The organism is Lysinibacillus xylanilyticus, from assembly GCF_001708185.1.
Classification (GTDB): domain Bacteria; phylum Bacillota; class Bacilli; order Bacillales_A; family Planococcaceae; genus Lysinibacillus; species Lysinibacillus xylanilyticus_A.
On record NZ_MDDN01000003.1, the window covers coordinates 356,372 to 370,586 of the forward strand.

Sequence of the window (14,215 nt, forward strand, 5' to 3'; positions counted from 1 at the left end):
GTTTATTATATTTGATAGTATATCAATTCCACCTCTCACTAACCTCCCCCGTTATTTCAATAAAAAAAGAGCTGCATATGCAACTCTTTGATCTTCAAGTAAATGTATCCGTTAGTTCAGAAAGTTCTACACAATCGGGTCTAGTAGTAAGTTTGTTTTAGGTTTTGCATTTGTTCCTTTTGCTGCAACAACGCATTACTTGTCCTGTAGCGTTTTTTTACAAAAGATAAAATGATCATTAGGGTTCCAAACGTGTAGATGATCAGCACAATATCCTCGAAGCCACAAAACACCGTTAATTCGTCTTAGGTAGAAGCCTTTCGGAAACTCATCATCTTCAGTTAGTATCTCTGATGCTATTGTGATGGAGCCTGATGGAGCTTGTTGTTGCTTTAAAGGATTTCCTGAATTACCCTCAAGCTGATCCAGATACTCCATCCTTAGGTGCGGTCCCAGCTCAAGTGGACACAATTTCAACCCAAGTTCATCAGCTTTTTTAAAGATTCGATTCGTATTAGCTCCATCAGGAAAGCCAAGATTTCCAACAGTTAGTTCAACAGTCTGCAGGCTGTACTTCTTATTAGAAGTCGTAAATTTATCATCAGCAAATAACTTCTCTCCATACTCATTCATCAAAATAGAGTACTGTTGCAATTTCTGAATAAGCTGTGATTTAGTAAGTCCGCCAACTTCCACTATTCTGGTGATAAATGGACAATGAGGATATATTTCACCATCGTTTTCAAAGTGCAATGTATTCACTCCTATCTAATTTGTTACTGAATTTGAAAAAACAATAAAGAAGATTATTTTTAATCATTTACAAAACCCATAATCCCCTTGTTCAACTAAACTTAAATGTTAGGAAGAAAACAGACTAAAAAGAAGCAACCTTTTGGCTACTTCATCATCTGAACTAAAATATTGTTTCTTACTTTACATTAATGGTTACCCAAAATGATGAATTAATAGAATCGAATTTTATTTTACAGTCATCTATATAGTTTGTTCAGCTGGTGTACTTCATTAGTTACTTCTTAAGAAAATCAACGATCATTTTCTTTTCACGCTTTGGCAACATATGCATGTGTCCGCACCCTTTTAGCATATGAACTGTGTTATTTGGTATGATTCTTTTTGCTCTTGGTAATACTTTTCTCGCGGGAAATAAACAATCTTTTTCTCCTGCCATAATAAGTGTCGGTGCTTTACACTGTTGCATTAATCTCTCATTCACATTGGATGGCATCCCTACTTTTGTTTTTACATGATCAAAACTATCTTTCACCATATCCAAAGTATCTTTATCAAGAACTTCTTCTTTAAGAGCCATAAATAAAGCTGTTTCTTTTATATATTTTTCCATCTTTGTTAGTTTATATTTAAGTAGTGGTATCATCATTTTCACGGTACTGATTGGAAAGGCATTATTAATACCTGATGGCACAATTAATACGGATTTTTCTATCTTTTCCGGTGCGAAACACATCAGTTTTGCCAAAACTCCACCTCCAAACGAAACCCCAAAACAAGCTATTTTATCAAATCCAAGTCCTATTATAACGTCATTTGCCCACTTTCCATAATCATAATTTCTAGGAGAGAGGCTCACTTCATCGCTTTTTCCAGGGTGACCAATAATATCAACGCCATAGATGTGAAAATCCTTAAGCAAGAATCTATACATTAGTAAATTATAGGCAGTCGTACTATTCCCGCCATGAAATACAAGCAATGGTTCACCTGATAGATTGCCAGTTTCAATGATATGGGTTCTTCCAAAACGAGTATGAACGTAAACATCCTTACATGAATAATCCAATTTATTCAATTGAGCTTCATAAAGCTTTAAAGACATTTCTCTTCCCGATTGTGTTTTGTATATACTCATCTGGTCCTCTCCCTCCTATCATTGAATATTGCAGCGTTTTTAAACCAATCTTTTCTTTTTACATCTAACTGTGTTAAATCAGATTTTTCACCTAAAAGATATGCTGTGATAATTTCCTTACTTAGAATCATACAGTTTACATATTCATAGATCCCTATATTAGCATTTCTTGAATTCCCATGTGAAGCAGCGTTATTCCGAAGTCTAACTAATTTACCGCAATAATCAACCTCCCTCTCCAATTTTAAAAAAAGGAGGGTATTTTTAATTTTTCTACGTTGCGTTAATATTCCTTCTCGGAACTATCAAGTTATTAATATCATTATCTTTTCCTTCCTCTTTAAATTCTTCATCAAATAATTCCTTGAGTAAATTAGGCACTACTGAAGATATGGCATCATTAAAATCTTTTTGATGATGATTTTTGTAAACATTATTAGAAATTAATTTAATAGGTTTGTATACAGATAAAAATGCTTCTTCATACAACTCAAGTTCTGATAACTTTAAAGAGCGAGAATAATAATGTAGAGATTTTTTGATAAGTTTTTTTTGTTTTTAGTTTCGTTAGAATGGATCCATTTGGTCATTGGTAAATTTTTCGTTTCTGAGATCATATAACTGGTAGTAATAGTTAAATCTATATTGTACATAAAATTTAATAATTCTATCATAAAACGTATATCTTTATTCGCTTTTTCTTTATCTTCTACATCTACATAAATAGATAAAGTATTTATAGAACCTGAACGATTAGTACTCCATTCACTTAGTAGATAAAAATTATGTATTTTAAACAAATTATTACGAGGTAACTTGATTAAAATCTTATTATCACTTAAATCTTCTAATTTTAATGTTGTGACAAACATTTTTATCCTCCCCAAATAATGAAAAGTTAAAATTCCAACCTCCAGAAAATTATACAACATTTAACAAAAATAAAGAACTGATGGTAGATTCTGTCTTTAAATATTTTCTCTACAGTAATATGTGTATGTCTTCATTCCATATTAGATGCTATCCATAAAGGGCATAAACCAATTCGAGCTGTAGCGTCTGATCAAGCTGTGGCTATTTTAAATGTATCAGTAACTTTAATTTGCATACACTAATATTGAGTGTATCGCACGCATTTAGAAAGGCTGTGGCGTTGGTTGACCGCCGTGGCTTTTTTTATGTATAAATAAACAAACTGTGTATTTATATTGTCATGAAGTTTTCTCTTGATTTAAAGCAACAGCTTTTCCCTTCGCTGTTGCTTTTTTTATTTTTTAACTAACTTTTCTCAAAACGTTCAAAACATAAGTTTTTCCATAACGGCCCAGACTTTATTGCATGTTGTATCACATTTATTTCGATTAAGCGTTTTGAATCGTTCGTTTTGAGTACCACGCCTTACTAAACGAAACCCTCTTGCTTCAAGATCAGCAATAGCAATATCTAACTCTGTGTCGTTTTTCCGCTGTATTGGTGGTAATCTAAATACGCCATTATGTGCTGATAAACGATTGAACATTAAATCCATCTCCTTGAGAAAATATTCAGCTTATCGTGAGCAACATTGCCATATTTTATTCTGTGAATATCTATGGATTTTTGGTTATTAAATATAGTTTGTTGATTCAGTAATTTTTCAAATCAGAAAAAATCTAAGGATAATAAAACATTTTCTGAACAGACTAAATTCGGGAGGTGAAATCCATGCCAAATAATAACAACAACCAATACGTTAACCAAATCAAACAACAAATCCAACAAGCAGAAGCTAACAAAAATCAAGCATCCGGTCGATTCGCAACTCCGAATGCAATGAACTCAATGAACGAAGAATTCGGGACTGAGACTGATGTTAACCAAGTCAGACAACAAATCCAACAAGCAGAAGCTAACAAATACCAAGCTTCTGGTAGCAATGCAAATAATGGTTACGATAACAATACAAATTAAGTTGATTGATCCTAAACCGGCAACCCTTTTTGCCGGTTTTTTGTTTTCACCTGCTGAACACTGAAAGTTGCTTACGCAGAAGTTTATAAGAAGTTATGAGGGAGGATTCTCCCCTTCTTATTCAACTAACGGTGCAGGTTAGTTAAATTCATAAAAAAAACGCCATCCTTTCTTATAATTCCTACAGAAAGAATAACGTTTTTTGGGCTTTATGGAAAGTGTAAAAACCTTAGTTTGATAGTGATGGTGGATGTATGGTGCCTGCCTCCTACTAGAGTGCAAATCGAGTCTGTGTTCTCTTACTCCTACCATCTTTTTAAAGTCGCTATTACTTTAATTAATTTATAAATTAGTTAGCAACTTTTTAGCAACTTCTCTAGTTGAAAATGGATTTTGACCAGTTATTAGGTTGCCATCTTGCACCACAAAAGAACGAAAGGCTCTAGCTTTCTGGAAAATTGCCCCATGCTTAATAGCTATATCTTTGTTTAAAAATGGTACAATAGATTTTTTAGTACTTAAAATTTCCTCAGTTGTAGTAAAGCCTGTAATCTTCTTATTTCTAATAAGATAATCACCATTCTTATCTTTAATATTTAATAAACCTGCTATACCATGACAAACTGATGCAATATAACCACCGTTATTATAAATGGTTAAGCTAATTTGTTGTAATTCAGGATTATTAGGAAAATCCCACATAACACCATGGCCACCTGTATAATAAATCGCAATATAATCATTGGGATTAACCTCTGAAGGGTGCATAGAATTTCTTAATGCTCGATTTTGAAAATCTTCACTTTCATAGATAGAAAATGTGGATTCATCAGCATATTTCATACTACGTGGATCAACAGGTACAAATCCTCCCTTAGGACTGACATAATCTACTTCAAGTCCACTTTTGGTAACTTCCTCAACAAATTCAGTAGCTTCACCAATCCATAATCCTGTAGCCTCAGTTGTATTTGCGTATCTTGTTATGTTAGTTAAAACTACTAAAATTTTCTTCATTATTTCCCCTCACTTTTTTCAATAATAGTTGTAACGTGATTTAATAAATTTTTTAACTTATCAATTTCGGTAGTTGTATGCGATAGAAAATAATAATTTTTAGTTCCTTCACTACGCATTTCGATAAGCCCAACTTGTTTTAAAATTTTCAAATGATGTGACACTGCTGGCCGTGATAATTGAGTCGCATCAGTTAAATCGTTGACACGTAGCCCTTTACATGAATTATTTTGTAAAAGCGTAATGATAATAGATTGACGTTTCTCATCACCTAAAGCAATGAGAAAGTCGCTAATATCGTTAAATTCTTTTTTTAATTGTTCTAATCTTTCCATAAGCCCTCTCCTTAGTTTGTATTTTTAAACCATTAAACCATCGGTCTTTATTTTTGTCAAAAAATCAGTAGATGCTGCTATGGTTGACAATTTAAATATTCCACCGTAATATGTTCATTAGTTTAAATGATTAAACCATTAAACTGAAAATGGAGGTTACAACAATGAATAAATATATGAATGCCGCAGTAATCCATCGCTATGGTCAAAAAAATTTAGAATTAACAAAAATAGAAATTCCGAAGATTTCTTCTGATGATTTATTAGTAGAGATCCATGCAGCAAGTATAAATCCCATTGATTATAAAGTACGTGATGGTAAAGTAAAGATGCTGTTAAGCTATAAAATGCCACTAGTTTTAGGTAATGATTTTTCAGGGGTTATTGTAAAAGTTGGGAAAAGTGTAACTGAATTTCAAGTAGGTGATGAGGTATATGGCCGACCAAGAAAGTCTAGAATTGGAACATTTGCAGAATACATTGCCATTCATAAAGATGATATTGCTATAAAACCAAAAAATTTAAGTTTTGAAGAAGCTGCCGCTATTCCATTAATCGGCTTGACCACTTATCAAGCATTTTATGATATTATGCAAATAAAACCGAATGATAAAGTACTTATTCAGGCTGGTTCAGGTGGTGTAGGAACATTTGCTATTCAATTAGCAAAGTTAATGGGAGCATACGTAGCAACCACTACGAGTAGTAGAAATGAAGCACTAGTTAAACGTTTAGGTGCGGATAAAGTCATCAATTATAAAAACGAGAATTTTGAAGATATATTGTCTGATTATGATTATGTTTACGATACATTAGGCGGGGAAGCATTACAAAATTCGTTTAAAATTCTTAAGCCTGGTGGGAAAATTGTATCTCTTTCAGGTACACCTAACTATCGCTTTGCCAAAGCGTATGGTTTAAATTTATGGAAATCATTACTGCTTAAATTTGCTACTAGAAAACTGACTGATCTGGAAAAACAGTATGAAGTAGAATATCATTTCTTATTTATGAAGCCGAGTGGAACACAACTAGAAATTATCCGGGAATTTATTGAAGCAAAAAAAATTGTACCTATTATTGATCGAGTAGTATTAATGGATGACATTCAAAAAGCTTTTGAATATTCCGAGTCCGGTAGAGCTAAGGGGAAAGTTATTGTAAAAATAAAGTGATAGCTAATATAAATAAATACTTTGTAAGAGTAGAATTATTAGTGAGTGTACCTTTATAAGGGGAGCACTACATTCTCATTAACTTAATTTCACATGGAGATGCCAATTTTCTCGTTTTGGAGGATTAGCTTTTCTTAACAGATATTAGTGTGACAGAACCCCCATATAGATAATTCTTTGAACAAATTTTTAAAAATGCACTTAAAACAAGGGTGGAGAATTATATCATAAGTAAATACGTTTCTTTAGTAAGATTATCTTTTCTTATTCAACGGGTGCTTTAGTAAAAAAAGAAAGGGTTCTACATATTAGTCCTATCTAATATATAGAACCCTTTAAATTTCCTATCTTTTTTAAATGAGGTCTTGATAAGAAAGAAATTGTTCAGTAACCTTGTTTTTTTATAAGAATAAATTTTTTCATTTCAACCATACTATCCTTGTTAAAAAAAATGGCGAAAAACCAGAAAAGGAAGTGTAGGATGGGAATACTTAGCGGAAATCCAAAAGATGAACCATTGCATTATGGTGAAGTGTTTAGTGTTTGGTCAGGCTTAGTTGCAGACTATGGTATGATTGCTGGATATCAAACATTTTATAATCACGCAGGTGACGAAGATCTAAAAAAAATTATTGAAGATATAATCGAACTTTGCAGGGAAGAAGTAAAACAATTTGAAAAAATCCTAAAAACTAATGGTATTGGTTTACCTCCTGCTCCACCTGAACGACCTGTAGCCAGACTGGAAGATATCCCTCCAGGAGCAAAGTTTAATGATCCAGAAATAAGCGCAGCGCTTACTGCCGATCTAGCTGCTGGATTAGTTGCATGCAGTCAAGCGATGGGCACTTCTACTCGAGAAGATATCGCATTAATGTATGGTCAATTCCATGTAGCAAAAGCTCAAATTGGCGCTAAACTACTACGTCTTAATAAAAGTAAAGGTTGGTTAGTTCCACCACCATTACACGTAGATTATCCAGAAAAATAATATTTATTTACCTGACAAACCGTCTCCCCAGTATAAACTGGGGTTTTTTCCTTTTTATTACCTTATTCATCGCTCCAGAATGTTTTGTACAACGCTATCCCACTACTGCACATTTTCTTTCGATTAATCACAACGTCCATGTTTTTTCATCACTTCTACAATCACATCGATTAATGGCTCATCTGTATTAATCACAATGTAATGTTACTGCCACCTGGCTCTATTCCGTCTCTTCTCGCCCTTTTTCAATATTTTCTAAAAGATAAGTACTACCCACATTTCTTTTGGAGTGGATGGATCAAGAACTTCGTCTTATGGCTTAATATCGAGTAATTTCTTGATTTCCCTTCCAATACTGTTCCTTAGAAAACTTCATCTATTTACTGCGCAATTGCTTCAAAAGCATTTTGCAATCGGCTTTTCTTTATGTTCTTTAGTCTCTTCACCAAAAGTTGCTGATGACATTTGTTTAGATATATGCCTTTGCTATAAGTCCTAACGGAAATCAATCACACGTTATGATAATGAGCCGTTCTTTAACTTTGTTAACCATTACCAATAAACTAGTTTTCAAATTTGTCCTCCTGCACATTGTTTTTCCGTTATTTCGAATCTTTATCAAACAAGCACCAATACTTTCCAAAAACATATAATGCAATTGAAAGGAGTGGCAAACATGCCTTGGCAATATAAGATTAGATTTTTATTAGGTCAGCCAGTTGGTGTTTCCTTTACAAATGGTCAAGGAACTTCTGGAGTATTGTGTGGGGTTTCTGGTGGGAAATTACAAGTGATGGAATACTTATATCAAAGTCAATTTGCATTAAAACAATACGACTTTCGGATGATTAGCGATGTTAACGGGTTCCCATCTTGTCATATGCAACAACCGTTATATTAGCCGAATTAAATCAAAAGGCTGAAGCTTAAGCATCTCAAAAACGATATAAATATTGGTGTGCGGAAACATAAGAAAGAATATGATAGTGAATTAGAAGAGGACAGATTACGTATTACTACCGCAAATCTAAAACCAATAAGTAGAGTTACATTGTGATAATGTTCAATGCCATAAAAAAACATCAAAGCGAAAGCTTTCTTCCCAGATATTGAGTCACACTTTTTCTAAGCATTTGATTATGACATACTTTACATGAAAATAAAAAACACTCAGCTCTCTTAATAAGTGGCTAAGTGCTCATTTCATTATATTCTTGAATGGCTTCCTGAATCAGTTTATTCACTTCAACCATTTCATCATCTTGAATAGCTTCGTTCAAGATGTATTTCATTCTCTCAATCGTATATAATTTCAAAAATTTACGGTACTTTTGCATCGAATAACCTTCTCCTGCAAAATCAATCCATTCTGGAACACCATCGAGCGTATGTTGATATTCAAAAAGATTTTCAATGTATCGCTCTGGTAATTCTAAATTCATAAGTTCTTTCTTCACTTTATATTTCCTCCGTATAAACTACATTCCATAATATCTAGCAATCGCAACTTTTACATCAGCTTCAAAGAGCGAGTGCTTTCAAGATAATCATCAATGCCATCAACACCTTGAATACTTTGGTAAAATCATCAGTGAAATAGGCTTAGAGTTGTAAATACGCATTTTCCAGACGCTATCCTTTGAATTTACGTGTTCCGTCCGTTTTTGACCTACATTTCCAAGGGTATTCGCGGCGAAATTTTGCGCTCTCGCCTTGCACTACTGGATGACTTTCTCTCCTTGGGGTTGTTGATCCTTTTGCATTTCCTGCCAAGCTCGATTCCATGTGGACCAATCCTTGATATCAACAGTTGTCACTATACTCCTATTTTTATTTTACTTACTTGTACTCAGTTCGTCCAATTGCTCTGAATATCTGAGCCGCAGACTTATAAATACTAAGAACAATGCAATGACCGTTAGGAAAACTCCAAGCAAACGAAATCCTGTAAAGTTGAACTCCCCTCCCATGATGATGCCTGTCAACAGTGAAGATAAAATTGTTCCCAAGTATCTCGAGGTATTAAATAGGCCAGATGCTACACCAACAATTTCTTTTGGAGAGCTATTAAACAAAGCCGCCTGCATACCAACAGCGTTTAGCCCGTTGCTAAAACCGAATGCAGCTAACGCCAGGCACACACTGATGACCGGTGAATTTTGCGTCCATGTCACGATCCACACTGAACCAACTACCATCAATAATGAGGATACGATCAATGCAGGTCTGGGTCCCGATTTACCGACCCATTTTCCAGCTATCGGCGAAGCTACGATCGAGCTCAAGCCCAAGGTTAACATAAGAATACCTGTCTGAAATTCGCTGACATGCCGCACCATTTGCAGGTATGATGGGATCCCGAAAAAGAGTGCATAATAAAGCAAGTTAACGAGCATGTATTGTATATTGACCCAAGTCATCGCAGGATATTTGGCGAAGGTGTGCAAAGGAATAAAGGGCGACACCGTTCTTAACTCATGTCGTACGAATATCCCCAACGCAACGAGGCCGATTATCCCAACAACGATATTCCACATAGAGAAATGCCCGGATGATTTCGCTGACAGCAAGCCAACTAGAAGGGCAATCAGTCCCACCGCAAAGAGCAGAATTCCTGACACATCAATTACACTCCATAATTTTCGAAGCGACATGTCACGTGAAACCGATGCTACCGGCTCGTCTTTAGGAATCATTTTCCAAGCTAAAAGAAAGCTCGCCACTACAAACGGAATATTGACGATGAAGATCGCTGGCCAGTCCCACCACTGAATAAGTACTCCTCCTACAAAAGGTCCTATAGCTGCCGCACCGGATAGAAAAATCGATAATCCTGCCAACGCATCTGCTTGCTTATCTGTAATATGAATGCGTACAATTGCTGTTCCAACTGCGATCAGCATACTAGTTCCGATTGATTGCACGATTCGGGATACGATAAGCCATCCAAAATTCGGAGAAAACGGGGCCAGAATAGAAGAAACCAAGGATACAACAAGACCAGCCAGAAATATCTTCCTTCGACCAAATAAATCGCTAGCCTTCCCCATTACAGGTTGCGCGATAGCACTAGCAATATAAAAAGAAAATACAATCCAAGAAACAGTGGTAAAATCAATGCGATACACATGTTGCAACCTAGCAATAGCAACAGAAATCATCGATGAATTTAAAGGGTTTAATAATATTCCTAGTCCAACGGATATCATTAACCACCTACTGCAAGAATTCATTTTTATCCCCCCTCGTATATTTGTTATATTGATATCTTACTTGAAATTCAACATTCACTCCAACGCATTTCAAGTTATGTTATCATTGATCAAAAGGAATGAATGGAGAGAAAAAAATGGAACTTCTTCAACTACAATATTTTCTAGCGGTAGCTCGATTAGAGCATGTAACCGAAGCTGCACGAAGTCTCCACGTTACGCAATCATCGCTAAGTAAAACGATTCAACGCCTGGAAGAAGATTTAGGGGTACCATTATTTGATCGAACAGGGAGGAAACTGCGATTGAATGAGTTTGGCAACAAATTCCTTTGTCGCGTGGAAAGGGCTTTGTTCGAGTTGGAACAAGGGAAGCAGGAGATTAGCGATTTGTCCAGCGCAGAATTTGGCACACTCAAGCTGGCAGTAACCACAGCAAGCACATTGCCCCAGATTCTGCGAGAGTTTCGTAAAAAACGGCCTAATATCCAATTTCATGTGCAAATGCTCACCACGCTGGAAATGGTCACGCTTTTACATCGAGGTGAAGTCGATTTTTGCTTATCGTCCCCTCCTATCCAAGGGGAAGACATCGAATGTCAAGTTGTCTTCGTTGATCCCATTCTTGTAGCTGTTCCTATTGGGCATCGGCTAGCAGACCGAAGTAGCGTAACTTTGACAGAACTAAAGGATGAATGCTTTGTCGGTGTGAAGAGAGGCTACGGCACTCGCGATTTAGTGGACTCTGTATGTAAATCGGCCGGAATTGACCTTAAATATGTGTATGAGGGCGATGAACCTACACGGCTGATCAATCTTGTAGAAGCTGGAATAGGACTTGCTTTCATACCAAGCACAGCAAAGATGCCATGGGAAAAAATTAAATATCTTCAAGTTGAGAATCACGAACTTGTACGCGATATCGCTTTACTATGGCATAAAAGTCGGTACATGACGCAAGCTTCTTTGGAATTCCACGAGGTCGTTCTGGACTATTTTGAAACAATATCGAACCAGTCCGATTAAATATTACAGCATGATTCATACTGATTCGATTGGTTATTATGTGGGTTGAGCACAATAATTACAACGGTAAAATTTTATTCAACTACTAAATCAGAACTTTGAGATTTTATGAGAAGAATGGTCGGAAGAAGAACACATCCAAAGTGAAAGTTGAAATGTTCAAAAAGGTTCGCGTCATCAGCCATTAATGAATCACTTTAATTACCCAAATTTGGGGTGCAAAATGGGGTACAAACATATATAACGTATTACAATACAAAAAGAATTAAGGCAAGATAAAAAGGCATGAGCCCGATACAATATCGAACTCATGCCCAAACCGCTGCTTAATGAAATAACCGTGTCTAACTTTTAGGGGTCACTTCAACTAAGAGTGGTTTTCTTCATTAAAAATTAAAGTTTTACGATGTTTGCAGCTTGTGGTCCACGTTGGCCTTCTTCTACTGAGAATTCAACTTTTTGACCTTCTTCAAGTGATTTGAATCCGTCACCTTGGATAGCTGAGAAGTGAGCGAATACATCATTCCCGCCTTCCATTTCGATGAAACCAAAACCTTTGTCTGCGTTAAACCATTTCACTGTACCTTGTGCCATTTAAATGACCTCCATTAATTGTATTAAATAAAATCATACTACTTCAAAAGAAAAAATTCACATATTACAAAAAGTATCTAACAAAACACGATTACTCTTTGTAATATGTGAATTCATTGTTCCTTTGTAAACGATTCTATTACATCAACTATATGTTAAAAAAACATATTTGTATAGTGTAAAAGCAAATTTATTAACTATCAACTAAGCTAAATGACTTTTAAGCGCTGTTCCAGCATCAGTAAAAGACATAGCTCTTAAAAGAGAAAGACGGACCGAACTTAGCTCTAGTCGCATCTACCGTATGCTGGGAGATACACCTGAAATGGCAATGAAAGCATATGCACATTCGCTTGATGATGAAGAATTAAAAGCCACTAAAATTCTTACATCATTAATAAAACTTGAGTAAATTACTTATTTTCACTCAAATTCAGGGGTACAAATTTAATTTGTACCCCTGAAACATTGATATATAAGCATTTATAAGGCTATCTAAATATATTGTGTTCATAAAGGTAATCATAGGAAAGATCGACGAACAAATACTCATGCTCGTTGATAGCAATCGAAAACGTTCTCGTAATTTCCCCTGTCTCAATATCTCGATAAAGCTCTGAAATTTCCCCGCTTTGATCGTTGCGCATTTTAATGATGGTTTGTAGGAAATATGGACGCCAACTCCAGTTTTTCTTAATAGCACTAGGCTGCAATTCCCACTGTCCATCTATACGCATTACGTTTGGAGATAGCTGGAAGCCATCTTCATTACAAATATATAATCTGAATGAATAACTATCCAACAACTTAGCTAAATGCTCTAAATGTGAGATGTTATCACTAGAAGGTTTAATACGATGAACAATTGCCTCTAGCTCCTCCCGCAGTTTTTTCAGTTGAAAATATTGCGCATTTAATATTTTCTTTTCAGTAGTAATAAATTGCTGACACTCCTCTTTAAACCGCTCCTTTAAGATATCCTTCTCAACAAATGTTAGTGCAGGATTTGCTAAGTATCGCCCTTGATAGAAGCGCCCCCCATTTTTCCAGGCAAACTGTAATTGATAAACAGTTTCGATTCCTTCAAATAAGAGGTTTGCGCCAATTTTATAAGCTAGACTACCTATTGCTGATATCATATCCGACTGCGCAGACCAAGAATCATAATTTAAATCTCGAATATTAACCTTTAAAATTTGTGGGGATAATAGAGCAATATGTTCTAAATGACTCTCCGCTCCCACTTCTTGCACAGCAATTTTCACACCAAAAGTCGTAAAATAACGTAGTGCATGATGCAACTTATTAATGTCACCTAAAAAACGGTGTTCAGAAACAACTAACACAATACGATGTAACTCTTCTTCACTTATATATTGTTGAATAATATTAAAGTGACTTTCGCCAAAATCCTGCATCAGTACGTTCGGATTACTTGGAATATAAATATCAAATTCCGGTGCAATTTCTTCTATTCTGGCTAAAGCAGCATGTAGAATTTTATGTTCCATGTCAATACGGTACTCTTCTGGAATATCTTCATTATTTAAAAAATCTTTTAAATTAATTTGTTGACCCTCAATTTGTAACTGTCCGGAAATTTCGTAGGCAATCACCGTATGCGCATCTGCGCTAAATATAGGTTGAAAATACCCATGTATTTGATCTAAATTTGTTAACACTTCAATTGCGTCCATTGTCGAAACCCCCATACATGAATAACGCCAAAACTGTTACTCAAGAATAGCATTACATTCACAGCTCATTTCATAAAAAAAGCTCTCTGACTGTATAATAATTCGTTTATGGTAAATTCGCAACTTCACTTGGCAAAATTTGATGGGAATAACAGTTCTGAATTTTCAGATAAAAATTACCAAACTCTTTTTAGAACGAGGTAGCTACCAATTCATTTTCACAATAAGGGATCCTAAAACTTTATTAAGTTTCTAATACATTAAATTTGCTAAATTCACCATCACTTTAAATAAGGATCACTGTTTTTCTTGTACTGCTGAGTAAAGA

General features: G+C 35.2%; 16 protein-coding genes. 5 read left to right on the plus strand and 11 right to left on the minus strand.

Annotation, left to right across the window (positions count from 1 at the left end; genetic code table 11):
* Positions 1 to 195: 195 nt before the first annotated feature.
* From BFJ97_RS09510 to BFJ97_RS09530, 5 genes are all read right to left on the minus strand, one after another.
* Positions 196 to 753, minus strand: a complete 558-nt coding sequence (locus BFJ97_RS09510; RefSeq protein WP_068984403.1) for a helicase — start codon at positions 751 to 753, stop codon at positions 196 to 198.
* 277 nt (positions 754 to 1,030) lie between these two features.
* A complete protein-coding gene (locus tag BFJ97_RS09515) occupies positions 1,031 to 1,891 on the minus strand; it encodes an alpha/beta fold hydrolase (protein ID WP_068984404.1) in 861 nt (286 codons plus the stop codon).
* 273 nt (positions 1,892 to 2,164) lie between these two features.
* Positions 2,165 to 2,380 (minus strand): hypothetical protein, encoded by a 216-nt coding sequence (locus tag BFJ97_RS09520; RefSeq protein ID WP_068984405.1) that lies wholly within the window; start codon positions 2,378 to 2,380, stop codon positions 2,165 to 2,167.
* A gap of 17 nt (positions 2,381 to 2,397) precedes the next feature.
* Positions 2,398 to 2,763, minus strand: coding sequence for a hypothetical protein (locus BFJ97_RS09525; RefSeq protein ID WP_068984406.1), 366 nt, complete (start codon positions 2,761 to 2,763; stop codon positions 2,398 to 2,400).
* A gap of 425 nt (positions 2,764 to 3,188) precedes the next feature.
* Positions 3,189 to 3,410: a hypothetical protein gene (locus tag BFJ97_RS09530; RefSeq protein WP_068984407.1), complete on the minus strand. Its 222-nt coding sequence runs from the start codon at positions 3,408 to 3,410 to the stop codon at positions 3,189 to 3,191.
* Between the two features lie 185 nt (positions 3,411 to 3,595).
* On the opposite strand from BFJ97_RS09530, the gene BFJ97_RS09535 reads away from it, so the two are divergent.
* Complete coding sequence (locus BFJ97_RS09535; protein WP_083226976.1) at positions 3,596 to 3,841, plus strand: gamma-type small acid-soluble spore protein; 246 nt, start codon at positions 3,596 to 3,598, stop codon at positions 3,839 to 3,841.
* A gap of 342 nt (positions 3,842 to 4,183) precedes the next feature.
* Here BFJ97_RS09535 and BFJ97_RS09540 read toward each other — a convergent pair whose 3' ends face one another.
* Together BFJ97_RS09540 and BFJ97_RS09545 are read right to left on the minus strand one after the other, a co-directional pair.
* The gene (locus tag BFJ97_RS09540) at positions 4,184 to 4,858 is read right to left on the minus strand and encodes a type 1 glutamine amidotransferase domain-containing protein (RefSeq protein WP_068984409.1); all 675 of its coding nucleotides are present in this window, start codon (positions 4,856 to 4,858) and stop codon (positions 4,184 to 4,186) included.
* Positions 4,858 to 5,193 carry an ArsR/SmtB family transcription factor gene (locus tag BFJ97_RS09545; RefSeq protein ID WP_068984410.1) on the minus strand — a complete coding sequence of 112 codons (336 nt, stop codon included), beginning with the start codon at positions 5,191 to 5,193 and terminating at the stop codon, positions 4,858 to 4,860. The genes BFJ97_RS09540 and BFJ97_RS09545 overlap by 1 nt, the downstream gene beginning before the upstream one ends.
* 176 nt (positions 5,194 to 5,369) lie before the next feature.
* Between BFJ97_RS09545 and BFJ97_RS09550 the strand changes: the two genes are divergently transcribed.
* From BFJ97_RS09550 to BFJ97_RS09560, 3 genes are all read left to right on the plus strand, one after another.
* The gene (locus tag BFJ97_RS09550) at positions 5,370 to 6,368 is read left to right on the plus strand and encodes an NADP-dependent oxidoreductase (protein ID WP_068984487.1); all 999 of its coding nucleotides are present in this window, start codon (positions 5,370 to 5,372) and stop codon (positions 6,366 to 6,368) included.
* A 481-nt stretch (positions 6,369 to 6,849) separates the two neighbouring features.
* On the plus strand, positions 6,850 to 7,359 hold the full coding sequence (locus tag BFJ97_RS09555; RefSeq protein ID WP_068984411.1) for a DUF3231 family protein: 510 nt from the start codon (positions 6,850 to 6,852) through the stop codon (positions 7,357 to 7,359).
* Between the two features lie 676 nt (positions 7,360 to 8,035).
* Positions 8,036 to 8,260, plus strand: a complete 225-nt coding sequence (locus BFJ97_RS09560) for a hypothetical protein (RefSeq protein ID WP_068984412.1) — start codon at positions 8,036 to 8,038, stop codon at positions 8,258 to 8,260.
* Between the two features lie 289 nt (positions 8,261 to 8,549).
* Here the strand turns inward: BFJ97_RS09560 and BFJ97_RS09565 are convergent, their stop codons facing one another.
* Together BFJ97_RS09565 and BFJ97_RS09570 are read right to left on the minus strand one after the other, a co-directional pair.
* Entirely contained in the window at positions 8,550 to 8,816 is a 267-nt protein-coding gene (locus BFJ97_RS09565; RefSeq protein WP_068984413.1) for a hypothetical protein, read from the minus strand.
* Positions 8,817 to 9,194: 378 nt separating this feature from the next.
* Positions 9,195 to 10,592 carry an MFS transporter gene (locus BFJ97_RS09570; protein ID WP_068984414.1) on the minus strand — a complete coding sequence of 466 codons (1,398 nt, stop codon included), beginning with the start codon at positions 10,590 to 10,592 and terminating at the stop codon, positions 9,195 to 9,197.
* A 116-nt stretch (positions 10,593 to 10,708) separates the two neighbouring features.
* On the opposite strand from BFJ97_RS09570, the gene BFJ97_RS09575 reads away from it, so the two are divergent.
* The gene (locus BFJ97_RS09575) at positions 10,709 to 11,596 is read left to right on the plus strand and encodes a LysR family transcriptional regulator (protein ID WP_068984415.1); all 888 of its coding nucleotides are present in this window, start codon (positions 10,709 to 10,711) and stop codon (positions 11,594 to 11,596) included.
* Positions 11,597 to 11,989: 393 nt separating this feature from the next.
* Here the strand turns inward: BFJ97_RS09575 and BFJ97_RS09580 are convergent, their stop codons facing one another.
* Together BFJ97_RS09580 and BFJ97_RS09585 are read right to left on the minus strand one after the other, a co-directional pair.
* Positions 11,990 to 12,190 (minus strand): cold-shock protein, encoded by a 201-nt coding sequence (locus BFJ97_RS09580; RefSeq protein WP_068984416.1) that lies wholly within the window; start codon positions 12,188 to 12,190, stop codon positions 11,990 to 11,992.
* A gap of 491 nt (positions 12,191 to 12,681) precedes the next feature.
* The gene (locus tag BFJ97_RS09585; RefSeq protein WP_068984417.1) at positions 12,682 to 13,887 is read right to left on the minus strand and encodes an EAL domain-containing protein; all 1,206 of its coding nucleotides are present in this window, start codon (positions 13,885 to 13,887) and stop codon (positions 12,682 to 12,684) included.
* Between the last annotated feature and the right edge of the window lie 328 nt (positions 13,888 to 14,215).

What these genes read in the sequence shown, in the direction of transcription:
- BFJ97_RS09515 (WP_068984404.1), bottom strand. Translation starts at nt 1,891, where the DNA reads ATGAGTATATACAAAACACAATCGGGAAGAGAAATGTCTTTAAAGCTT.
- BFJ97_RS09525 (WP_068984406.1), bottom strand. Translation starts at nt 2,763, where the DNA reads ATGTTTGTCACAACATTAAAATTAGAAGATTTAAGTGATAATAAGATT.
- BFJ97_RS09530 (WP_068984407.1), bottom strand. Translation starts at nt 3,410, where the DNA reads ATGTTCAATCGTTTATCAGCACATAATGGCGTATTTAGATTACCACCA.
- BFJ97_RS09535 (WP_083226976.1), top strand. Translation starts at nt 3,596, where the DNA reads ATGCCAAATAATAACAACAACCAATACGTTAACCAAATCAAACAACAA.
- BFJ97_RS09540 (WP_068984409.1), bottom strand. Translation starts at nt 4,858, where the DNA reads ATGAAGAAAATTTTAGTAGTTTTAACTAACATAACAAGATACGCAAAT.
- BFJ97_RS09545 (WP_068984410.1), bottom strand. Translation starts at nt 5,193, where the DNA reads ATGGAAAGATTAGAACAATTAAAAAAAGAATTTAACGATATTAGCGAC.
- BFJ97_RS09550 (WP_068984487.1), top strand. Translation starts at nt 5,370, where the DNA reads ATGAATGCCGCAGTAATCCATCGCTATGGTCAAAAAAATTTAGAATTA.
- BFJ97_RS09555 (WP_068984411.1), top strand. Translation starts at nt 6,850, where the DNA reads ATGGGAATACTTAGCGGAAATCCAAAAGATGAACCATTGCATTATGGT.
- BFJ97_RS09560 (WP_068984412.1), top strand. Translation starts at nt 8,036, where the DNA reads ATGCCTTGGCAATATAAGATTAGATTTTTATTAGGTCAGCCAGTTGGT.
- BFJ97_RS09570 (WP_068984414.1), bottom strand. Translation starts at nt 10,592, where the DNA reads ATGAATTCTTGCAGTAGGTGGTTAATGATATCCGTTGGACTAGGAATA.
- BFJ97_RS09575 (WP_068984415.1), top strand. Translation starts at nt 10,709, where the DNA reads ATGGAACTTCTTCAACTACAATATTTTCTAGCGGTAGCTCGATTAGAG.
- BFJ97_RS09580 (WP_068984416.1), bottom strand. Translation starts at nt 12,190, where the DNA reads ATGGCACAAGGTACAGTGAAATGGTTTAACGCAGACAAAGGTTTTGGT.
- BFJ97_RS09585 (WP_068984417.1), bottom strand. Translation starts at nt 13,887, where the DNA reads ATGGACGCAATTGAAGTGTTAACAAATTTAGATCAAATACATGGGTAT.